At 65.1% G+C, this 8042-nt stretch carries 10 protein-coding genes; all 10 read left to right on the top strand.

The annotated features are described in order from the left end of the window. The coding region (locus H3V53_RS41735; protein ID WP_336602824.1) for a hypothetical protein at positions 1 to 278 on the top strand (278 nt) is incomplete at its 5' end. A gap of 308 nt (positions 279 to 586) precedes the next feature. Continuing rightward, a complete protein-coding gene (locus H3V53_RS41740) occupies positions 587 to 1720 on the top strand; it encodes a ligase-associated DNA damage response exonuclease (RefSeq protein ID WP_336602825.1) in 1134 nt (377 codons plus the stop codon). Continuing rightward, on the top strand, positions 1717 to 3411 hold the full coding sequence (locus H3V53_RS41745; RefSeq protein ID WP_336602826.1) for an ATP-dependent DNA ligase: 1695 nt from the start codon (positions 1717 to 1719) through the stop codon (positions 3409 to 3411). Before H3V53_RS41740 ends, H3V53_RS41745 begins: the two co-directional genes overlap by 4 nt. A 72-nt stretch (positions 3412 to 3483) precedes the next feature. After that, a complete protein-coding gene (locus H3V53_RS41750) occupies positions 3484 to 4065 on the top strand; it encodes a TetR/AcrR family transcriptional regulator (RefSeq protein ID WP_336602827.1) in 582 nt (193 codons plus the stop codon). Between the two features lie 205 nt (positions 4066 to 4270). Beyond that, entirely contained in the window at positions 4271 to 4597 is a 327-nt protein-coding gene (locus tag H3V53_RS41755) for a DUF190 domain-containing protein (protein WP_336602828.1), read from the top strand. A 190-nt stretch (positions 4598 to 4787) separates the two neighbouring features. Further along, positions 4788 to 5183 (top strand): hypothetical protein, encoded by a 396-nt coding sequence (locus H3V53_RS41760; RefSeq protein ID WP_336602829.1) that lies wholly within the window; start codon positions 4788 to 4790, stop codon positions 5181 to 5183. Beyond that, positions 5180 to 5545, top strand: coding sequence for a DUF190 domain-containing protein (locus H3V53_RS41765; protein ID WP_336602830.1), 366 nt, complete (start codon positions 5180 to 5182; stop codon positions 5543 to 5545). The genes H3V53_RS41760 and H3V53_RS41765 overlap by 4 nt, the downstream gene beginning before the upstream one ends. Before the next feature lie 118 nt (positions 5546 to 5663). Next, positions 5664 to 7106 (top strand): MFS transporter, encoded by a 1443-nt coding sequence (locus tag H3V53_RS41770; protein ID WP_336602833.1) that lies wholly within the window; start codon positions 5664 to 5666, stop codon positions 7104 to 7106. Then, positions 7103 to 7411 (top strand): hypothetical protein, encoded by a 309-nt coding sequence (locus tag H3V53_RS41775; protein WP_336602831.1) that lies wholly within the window; start codon positions 7103 to 7105, stop codon positions 7409 to 7411. Before H3V53_RS41770 ends, H3V53_RS41775 begins: the two co-directional genes overlap by 4 nt. Before the next feature lie 27 nt (positions 7412 to 7438). Further along, complete coding sequence (locus H3V53_RS41780) at positions 7439 to 7726, top strand: SymE family type I addiction module toxin (protein ID WP_336602832.1); 288 nt, start codon at positions 7439 to 7441, stop codon at positions 7724 to 7726. Positions 7727 to 8042 lie beyond the last annotated feature (316 nt).

The raw sequence follows: 8042 nt of genomic DNA on the forward strand, positions 1-8042 counted from the left end.
CGTCCGGCAACGGCGTCGGCGCAGGCGGCGGCAACACGGGTGGCGCTGGCGGCGTAGCGTCGCCGGGCGCGGGCGTGAACCGCATGCAACGCGGCACGTCGAACAACAGCGGTTACGGCTCGCCGGGCGTCACAGGCACGGGCGGCGGCGTGGGCACGGGCACGGGCTCCACGCCGCAAAACGCGCGGCAGAACGGTCAGTACAACGGCACGGCGGGAACGATGAGCCAGCCGGGCACGATGCAGCCGGGTGCGGGCACCAACCAGGGCGGTCAGTGATGTCGTGAGCCCGCGTGCAGGACGTGCCTCGACGAGAGGCAAACGCCTGCCGTGAGACGCGCGCCCCGCGTCGGCAAGACGCCGGGGCGCTTTTGAATGCGCGTGGTATCGAGTTCGTTGGGACAGCAGCGCGGCCCGTTCCTTGTCAGTATCCTGGTCAATATCGAGTCACCCGTAATGGGGCGGCTAGCCTGCACGTCGAGCCGTCCCTTCACCGACGCCTCGATGAACTTCTGCCTCGCCGCGCAAGTCCATCGATAGATCGCCCCGTGTCACGCCGCCAGCCTCGTTTATTCGCGGAGACCCACTTGAGTCAACCGGCAGACCTGATCGTCGCGCGTCCCGAAGGCCTGTATTGCCCGCCAGGCGACTTTCATATCGATCCCTGGCAGCCCGTCGACCGCGCTGTCATCACGCACGCGCATGCCGATCACGCGCGCTTCGGGCATCGCCGCTATCTGGCCGCCGAAGCGGGCGCGCGCGTGCTGCAGGCGCGGCTGCCCGGCATCGCGCTGCAGACGCTCGCCTACGGCGAGCACCTGTCGATCAACGGCGTGAACGTGTCGCTGCATCCCGCGGGGCATGTGCTGGGCTCGGCGCAGGTGCGCGTCGAATATCGCGGCGAAGTCTGGGTCGCATCGGGCGACTACAAGCTCGACGCCGATCCGACCTGCGCCCCGTTCGAGCCCGTGCGCTGCCATACCTTCATCACCGAGTCCACGTTCGGCCTGCCCATCTATCGCTGGGATGCGCCGCAAACGGTGTTCGACGGCATCGACAGCTGGTGGCGTCATAACGCGGCAGCGAATCGCGCGTCGGTGCTGTTCTGCTATTCGTTCGGCAAGGCGCAGCACATACTCGCGGGCGTCGATGCCGGCATCGGGCCGATCTTCTGCCACGGCGCCGTCGATCCGTTGAATCGCGCGTATCGCGCGGCGGGTGTCGCACTGCCGCCCGTGCGGCTCGTCAGCGAGATTCCCGCGAAGAACAAGGAGGCCTTCCGGCAGGCGCTCGTCGTCGCGCCGCCGTCCGCGCAGGGCAGCGCGTGGCTGCGCCGTTTCGGCGAATACAGCGACGCGTTCGCGTCCGGCTGGATGCGCCTGCGCGGCACGCGCCGGCGGCGCGGCGTCGACCGGGGCTTCGTGCTGTCCGATCACGCCGACTGGCCGGGACTGCAGACCGCCATCGCCGAAACGGGCGCGCGGCGCGTGATCGTCACGCACGGACAAGTCGAGCCAATGGTGCGCTGGCTGCGCGAACAGGGCCTCGAAGCCGGCGCGTTCGCCACCGAATATGGCGACGAGGCGCTCGAAGCGGACGCGGCGGCGGGCAGCGAAGGCGAAGCGGCGGCCAATCAAGCGGCCGCAGCGGATGCACCCGCGTCGGCGCCCACCGAAACGGCCGCGGCGGATTCGTCCGCGTCAGCGCCCAACGCGCGATGAAGCGCTTCGCCACGCTCTATGCAGCGCTCGACGCGACCACGTCGACGCGCGACAAGCTCGACGCATTGATCACCTACTTTCGCGCCGCGCCGCCCGAAGATGCCGCGTGGGCGTCGTACTTTCTCGCGGGCGGCAAGCCGCGTCAGTCGGTGCCGACGCGTCTGCTGACCGACATCGCACGCACGCGCGCCGGCTTGCCCGAGTGGCTGTTCGAAGAGTCGTATCAGGCCGTCGGCGATCTCGCGGAAACCATCGCGCATGTGCTGCCGCCCGCTGAGCGCACGTCGGAGCTGGGCCTCACGCAGTGGATCGAAGAGCGCATCCTGACGCTGCGCGGCGCATCGCCGGAAACGTTGCGCGAGCGGCTCGTCGCGTATTGGGACGAACTCGACTGGAGCGGCCGCTTCCTGCTCACGAAGCTGATCGGCGGCGGCTTTCGCGTCGGCGTCGCGCGGCAACTCGTGGTGCGCGCGCTCGCCGATGTCGCGGGCGTCGATCACAAGCTGATCGCGCAGCGCATGGTCGGCTGGACGGATTCGAGCCAGCCGCCCGATGCCGCGCGCTATCTGCGGCTGATCGCGCCTGCGCCGACGGGCGACGCGAGCGACGCCGACGCCGCCCGCGTGCTGCACGAAAGCGAACGCGGCCTGCCGTATCCGTTCTTTCTCGCGCACCCGCTGCAGACCGATCCGGCTGCGCTCGGCGAGCCGTCATCGTGGTTCGCCGAATGGAAGTGGGACGGCATCCGCGCGCAGGTGGTCAAGCGCGACGGCCGAGTATGGGTCTGGTCGCGCGGAGAAGATCTGATCACCGACCGCTTCCCGGAGGTCGTTGCGTTGGGCGAGGCGCTGCCGGACGGCACCGTGCTCGACGGCGAGATTCTCGCGTGGGAGCCGGGCGCGCTTGCGCCGCTGCCGTTCGCGCGGCTGCAGCCGCGCATCACGCGCAAGTCGCTGACGAAGCGCGTGCTCGCCGAATCGCCCGCCGCGCTGCTCGCATACGATCTGCTCGAAGCGGACGGCGACGATCTGCGCATGCGGCCGCTCGCCGAACGGCGCGCGCGGCTCGATGCACTTGCTGCCAATCTTGCGTCGAATCTTGCTGGCACCTTGGCCAAAGACCTGCTGCGCGTGTCGCCGCTGGTGGAAGCCGGAGACTGGACCGCTCTCGCCGCGCTGCGCGACGAGAGCCGCGCGCGCGGCGTCGAAGGATTGATGCTGAAAGAGCGCATGTCGATGTACGGCGTGGGCCGCACCAAGGCGGCGGGCACCTGGTGGAAATGGAAGATCGATCCGTATGCGATCGATGCCGTGCTGATCTATGCGCAGCGCGGCCACGGGCGCCGCGCGAGCCTTTACACCGATTTCACGTTCGCCGTGTGGGACGAGGCCGACGGCGTACGCACGCTGGTGCCGTTCGCAAAGGCCTATTCCGGCCTCACCGACGAAGAAATGCGCGACGTCGACGCGATCGTGCGCCGGACCACCCTCGAGAAGTTCGGCCCCGTACGCAGCGTCACGCCCACGCTCGTGTTCGAAATCGGCTTCGAAGGCATTCAGGCGAGTCCGCGACACAAGTCGGGCGTGGCGGTGCGCTTTCCGCGCATGCTGCGCTGGCGCACCGACAAGCACATCGACGACGCCGACACGCTGACGACCCTCAAAGGCTTTATCGACGAACGCGCGCGCTAGCGCTGCTGATTTGTGCATGTTAGCCATTAGTGTCAAAATACCGCTTTGGGCATTCCACAACCGAGGCACAAGATGGCAGGAGTTCGTCAGTTCAATGAAGACGATGCCTTCGCGCATGCGCTGGACGTCTTCTGGCGCAAGGGCTTTCGCGGGACGTCGATGCTGGATCTCGCCGAAGCGACGGGCGTGCAGCGCGGCTCGCTGTACAACGCATATGGCGACAAGGAAGAAATCTTCATGCGCGTGTTCGAGCGCTACGCGCAGCGCTTCGTCGCGGACGCGCGCAAGGCGCTCGACAAGCCCGATCTGCATGACGCGCTGACCTCGTTCTTCACATTCGCAATCCGCTCCATTACGCAGGGCACGCCGCCGCGCGGCTGCCTGTCGACGAAAACGGCCGCCGAAATCGATCCCGAATCGCCGCGTCTGCGCGAGGCGTTGCAGACCATGCTCGATTCGCTCGAAAAAGCCGTGCTGGCCGTGCTCGATACGAAAGAGGCGCGCGCGCAACTCACGTTGCCGCCGCAGCAGGCAGCTAGCCTGATCGTCATGACGACGCGCGGCATCGCGGTGATGGAGCGCGTCTACGGCGACCCGAAAAAGCTCAAGCAGACCGCGTTCGCGTTCGTCGATACGCTCGTGCGCAAGCACTAGCGTGCGCTGCACGCCTCGCGTAATTGCCGGCGTGCCCCTTGCGCGTGAGCCGCCGCGCGGGACCTCATCGGCACCCATGACGCACTGCGGCATCGGTGAATCCTCACTTCGATGCGCGGACATCGCACTCGCGAAACTGTCGCAAGCAGCCTTCGCAGCGCGATAATGCTTTGATCCGTCAACGCAGCATGCGTGGAGACCGGCCATGCAAGGCAGCCAGCTCACCGTGTTTGCGGCCACCACCGGCCCGCGCAAGCACCACCAGACAACCATCGGCTGGATACTCGATGAAGCGCGCCAAGCGGGCATTCAGGGCGCAACGGTGGTCGAGGTCAGCGAGTGCATCGACGTGCACGGCAAGTATCACGCGGCACGCTTCGTCGAACTGGCCGATCAGCCCGTCGCCATTACGCTCGCGGGCGAAACGGCGCGCGTCGATGCGTTGCTGGAGCGCTTGCGGCACGGCAACGTGCCGCTTTTCTACACGCGCTGCGCGGTCGAATACGAGGTGTCCGGAAGCAGCGCGCGCTGAAAGCGCGTAACCTGCGTACAGACGCAGACGTAGAAGACGTAAAAGACGTAAAGGGCTTAAGAGACGTAATGACGTAGATGGCCGCGCCGACGGCCGGGCAGACGCCGATGCATGCGCCCAATGTTGCGCGGTGCAATGCCGGGTTTGCGACATGACAGCTCGTGTGTCAGCTTTGCGTGGGAGAAGCGCGATGAAAACAGAGCCAAGACTCTTGCACGATGTCGGACTGTTCAATGCAGTGTTCGCCTGCGTCCACGACAAGGACCCGTCCGTGCGCGAGGGCGCGATGTTCGGCTGCCCGGCCGCGTTCGTCGGCGCGCATCTCGTGTTTTGCGTGTATGGCAGCGGCATCGGCATCAAGCTGCCCGCGCCACGCGCGGCGATGCTGGTGGATTCGGGGCGCGCATTCGCCTTCCAGCCGTACGGCCGCTCGGCGATGCGCGAGTGGGTCGAGATCCGGATACCGCGCGAACGCGTCGACGAAATCGCACCCGTGCTGATTGAAGCCATCGAGTATGCAAGGCATCACGTGAACCCTGCGGTCGGCGATACGTCGTCCGCGTCGGCGTCGCGGGCGCAGCGATGAACGGCTCTCAATTGACTTTCTTTACCGAGCGCAATCGCAAGCATGGTCATCAGACCGTTTGCGAATGGCTGTTGCACGAAGCGCGCGCGCTCGGCATTCACGGTGCGACGGTGATCGGTTGCGCGCAAGGCGTGGGGCACGATGGCGCGCATCATTCGGCGCACGCGCTCTCGCTCGCCGATCAGCCGCAGCAGATCATCCTCGCCACCACCGACGACGAAGCCGATCGCCTGCTCGATATCGTGCGCGCGGCGAACGTCCACCTGTTCTATATGCGCATGCCCGTGGAGTTCGGCTGGATCGGCGGCGACATGTCGGAGCCCGCCAGGCACGCAAGGTTCTTCAGGCGCGCGGACAAGTAAGTGAGCCGCGCGGCCGCTGCAACGGCTGTGCGCTTCAAGCCGACGCAGCGCTTGCGCGCAGCCAGCCGTCCCGTTGCACGCGCAACGTCATGGCAAATCGTCGAGCGGCTATGCAATAATCAGCGGTCACTTACATCGCTCGCCGCCCGTGCTGCTCGCCCTCAAGGCTTTTATCGCTCCCGTCATCGTCGCCTGCGCGATGTTCATGGAGAGCGTCGATGCGAACGTCATCGTCACCGCGCTGCCTGAAATGGCGCGCGCCTTCGGCCGGGACCCCGTCACGCTGAAAATCGCTGTCACCAGTTACGTGCTGGGGCTCGGCGTATTCATTCCCGTCTGCGGTTGGCTTGCCGACCGGTTCGGCGCGCGCTCGGTGTTTCGCACCGCGATCGGCATCTTCGTCGCCGGCTCGCTGCTGTGCGCCGCGTCCACATCGCTGCCGACCTTCACGGTCGCGCGCTTCATTCAGGGCGTAGGCGGCGCGATGATGGTGCCCGTCGGGCGCATCATCATCTTTCGCGTGGTGGAGCGCTCCGAGTACGTACGCGCGATGAACTACCTGAGCGTGCCCGCGATGCTCGGGCCCGCCGCGGGTCCGCTGCTTGGCGGCTTCATCACGACGTATCTGCATTGGCGGCTGATTTTCTTCATCAACATACCTGTTGGCATTCTCGGCATCTGGCTGACGCACAAGTACATCAAGAACACCCGCGAGCCGCATCCGGGGCCGCTCGACTGGCTCGGCTTCGTTTTATCGGCGGGCGGCGCGTCGCTGTTCTTGCTGGGCCTCTCGCTCACCGACGGCGAACTGGTGACGATCAGGACGGCCGCCCTGATGACGGTGACGGGCGCCATCATGCTCGGCATTTACGTGCTGTATGCGCGGCGCGCCAGGCGTCCGCTGCTCGATCTGCGTTTTTTCCGCGTGCCGACTTTTCAGGCGAGCGTGCTCGGCGGATCGCTGTTTCGCATCGGACTTGGCGCCGTGCCGTTCCTGCTGCCGCTCGTGTTGCAGGAAGGGCTGGGCATGAGCGCGTTCGAGTCGGGGCTGATCACGTGCGCCTCGGCGTTCGGCGGCATGTTCATGCGCTCGCTCGCCGCGACCGTGCTGCGCCGGTATGGCTTTCGCACGGTGCTGATGTATAACGCGGCGTATTCCGGCATCGCGATTGCCGCGTGCGGCACGTTTTTTCCTGGCACGCCGACGTGGCTGATCTGGCTGATCGTGTTGCTGGGCGGCTTCTTTCCGGCGCTGCAGTTCACTAGCCTGAACTCGATGACTTACGCTGAAATCGAGAGCCGCGACGTGGGCCGCGCGACGAGTCTCGGCAGCGTGGTGCAGCAGATTTCGCTGGGCCTTGGCGTGACCGTTGCGGGGATCGTGCTGACGATCACACGGGCAGTGCACGGGCACGCGTCGCTGCACTGGATGGATTTCTGGCCTGCGTTTCTGGTGGTGGGGTTGTGTTCGTTTGCTTCGATTCCTGTTACGCGGCGGTTGTCGCCGAATGCTGGCGACGAGATCGTCAGAGGGAAGCGGGAAGTCACTACCAAGAGTTGAATTTTTACCTGCGGCGGTTGGGGTGGCTTTTTGCCCTTTGCGCGGGCGGGCGAGATGTGGTGTGTGCCTTTGCCGAGTCGCTGGCATTGGCGTTGCGCCCGTGCGGGGCATTTCTACTGTTGCATAGAGCAATCCAAACGTCATCAGATGAACTGCTCGGGCAGAACATCAGCACGCGCTCCGGCAGGCGCGGACCGCCCTCGAAACCGCAACAGCAGATCGAGGCCATCAGCCAGCTTCCGAAGGCACGCCAACGCTTCGTACCCGAGATACTTGATACGGTGCTGGCACAGGCACAGCAGTAAGGAAGGAGTTTTAAAAGCGCGGGCCGCATGGGCGGCAACCCATACGACCCGCTGACCACCACTAACTCACAGCAGGAGTTGATCATGGCTGGTGCCAATCTTAATGCATCGTGCGCTCATCCCGAGCGACACGCCACCGTCCAGCAGATCATGCGCTGGCGACCCCCGCCCAAATGGCAAGGGCAGTGGAATACCCTCACGTTTTTTCCGCTGCAGCGCATCGCCGGAAAGTGGCTCATACAGGCCGGTTTCGAGCCCGGACAGCGCGTGAGAATCACCGTCGAGCACGGCAGGCTCGTCGTCACGCCGGACTGAACAGCACCACAAACAACAAACCCGGCACTAGACCGGGTTTGTTTTTCTACTACTGAGGTCTTTTGATTCATTTTGTTCGTCTTGCTTACTATTAAAGCGGAAAACCTAGCGTAAACCCCCTCGAATAACCGTTGAGAACTGTCCAAAACGAAGCAAAACAACAGGCTCGGCAAAATCAGCCTTATCTGATTGCGGGCGAAAAAAAAGCCCGCTCGTGGCGGTAATGCCGTTCAGTTAAGGTCTTTTCTGAGGTACCGAACGGTGTAACGTGAAGGGCGGGATTTGACGACCCGGTCGCATGCGCGGCCGGGTCGTT

The sequence above is a fragment of the Paraburkholderia bengalensis genome, from assembly GCF_037126505.1.
Lineage (GTDB): Bacteria > Pseudomonadota > Gammaproteobacteria > Burkholderiales > Burkholderiaceae > Paraburkholderia > Paraburkholderia bengalensis.

Coding starts and splice junctions, on each gene's coding strand:
- H3V53_RS41760 (WP_336602829.1), top strand. CDS start 4,788: ATGAAAACAGAGCCAAGACTCTTGCACGATGTCGGACTGTTCAATGCA.
- H3V53_RS41765 (WP_336602830.1), top strand. CDS start 5,180: ATGAACGGCTCTCAATTGACTTTCTTTACCGAGCGCAATCGCAAGCAT.
- H3V53_RS41745 (WP_336602826.1), top strand. CDS start 1,717: ATGAAGCGCTTCGCCACGCTCTATGCAGCGCTCGACGCGACCACGTCG.
- H3V53_RS41780 (WP_336602832.1), top strand. CDS start 7,439: ATGGGCGGCAACCCATACGACCCGCTGACCACCACTAACTCACAGCAG.
- H3V53_RS41750 (WP_336602827.1), top strand. CDS start 3,484: ATGGCAGGAGTTCGTCAGTTCAATGAAGACGATGCCTTCGCGCATGCG.
- H3V53_RS41755 (WP_336602828.1), top strand. CDS start 4,271: ATGCAAGGCAGCCAGCTCACCGTGTTTGCGGCCACCACCGGCCCGCGC.